The organism is Caballeronia sp. M23-90, assembly GCF_053574605.1.
The window spans coordinates 1-1,199 of sequence record NZ_JBSIPA010000846.1 but is presented as its reverse complement, the minus strand read 5'-3'; the positions used below and the strand labels follow the sequence as shown (position 1 = coordinate 1,199).

At 63.0% G+C, this 1,199-nt stretch carries 3 protein-coding genes; all 3 read left to right on the top strand.

The window, feature by feature from the left end; all coding sequences use genetic code 11:
- Positions 1-24 precede the first annotated feature (24 nt).
- Positions 25-153 carry a hypothetical protein gene (locus ACRXB1_RS36385; RefSeq protein ID WP_449494816.1) on the top strand — a complete coding sequence of 43 codons (129 nt, stop codon included), beginning with the start codon at positions 25-27 and terminating at the stop codon, positions 151-153.
- Positions 150-947 carry a type III pantothenate kinase gene (locus ACRXB1_RS36380; protein WP_449494815.1) on the top strand — a complete coding sequence of 266 codons (798 nt, stop codon included), beginning with the start codon at positions 150-152 and terminating at the stop codon, positions 945-947. The genes ACRXB1_RS36385 and ACRXB1_RS36380 overlap by 4 nt, the downstream gene beginning before the upstream one ends.
- A 44-nt stretch (positions 948-991) precedes the next feature.
- On the top strand, positions 992-1,199 hold a 208-nt coding region (locus ACRXB1_RS36375; protein WP_449494817.1), incomplete at its 3' end, for a hypothetical protein.

The following is a 1,199-nucleotide window of genomic DNA, read 5'->3' as shown; positions in this document are numbered from 1 at the left end:
TAGGTCGTGCTGCTGGAGCAAGTCGTGGAAGTGGCGCGCGGCCTGGCGGTGGGTATCGACGATAACGGCCAGTTGCAGATCGATACCGCGACTGGCCTCAGAACCGCCAGCAACGGCGACGTCTCGTTACGGCTCGCGGAGCAACGTCCGTGAGTGAAGCGCCGTTTTTGCTCATCGATGCCGGCAATAGCCGGATCAAGTGGTCGATCCTGACGACCGCAGGCGAAAGCCTGCGCGACGGCGCCTTCGAACACGCTGACCCACTGGAATGGCCGCATGATGTGAAACCGGGAAGTGTTTGGATATCGAACGTCGCCGGGGCGGCCGTGCACGAGCGTATTGCCCGTCAGATCGAGCAACGCTGGCCAGGCTTGCCGTACACATTCGTGCGCGCTCAGGCGAAACAACTGGACGTGACGAACAGCTATTCGGAACCGTCATCGCTTGGCAGCGACCGCTGGTGCGGCATGATCGGCGCGCACGCCGCGTATCCCGGCGAAAACCTGCTGATCGCAACCTTCGGCACGGCGACAACACTTGAAGCGCTGCTCGCCGACGGCACCTTTACCGGCGGCCTGATTGCGCCCGGCTGGCAGTTGATGATGCAATCGCTCGGCAGCCACACGGCGCAGTTGCCCACTCTCCAGCCCGATACAGCCCGCGACGCGCTCGCGTCGTCCGCAAGCGTTTTTGCAACTGACACGCGCGCGGCTTTATCGACAGGATGTTTGCTGGCGCAGGCCGGCTTGATAGAGCGTGCGTGGCAAGATCTGCGCGCGCAATGGAACGGCGATTTCCGCCTGATTCTGAGCGGCGGCGCGGCCAGCGAAGTAGCGGGCGCGTTAAAGGTGCCGCATACTCGTCACGACTCGCTGGTGCTCGCCGGACTCGCGTTGATCGCGCGCGAGAACGCTGCACCTTCTGCAGTGACCCGAACACTCGAATGAACCAATTGAACCCGATTGATCAACTCATTGATGGAGCGCTTTCCATGCTGCGCTGGCTGATCGCCCTGTTGTTCCTCGCAAACCTGCTGATGTTCGTGGTCGTGCAAGGCGTGTTCGGACCGTTGCCGTCTGCCGGCGGACGCGAACCGCAACACCTCGACCGCCAGATTCACCCTGAACTTGTCCGCACGCGTCCCATCAGCCCGGAAGAAGCGGCGGATCAGGCCGTGGTCGGCGGTCCTGCGCCAGCGA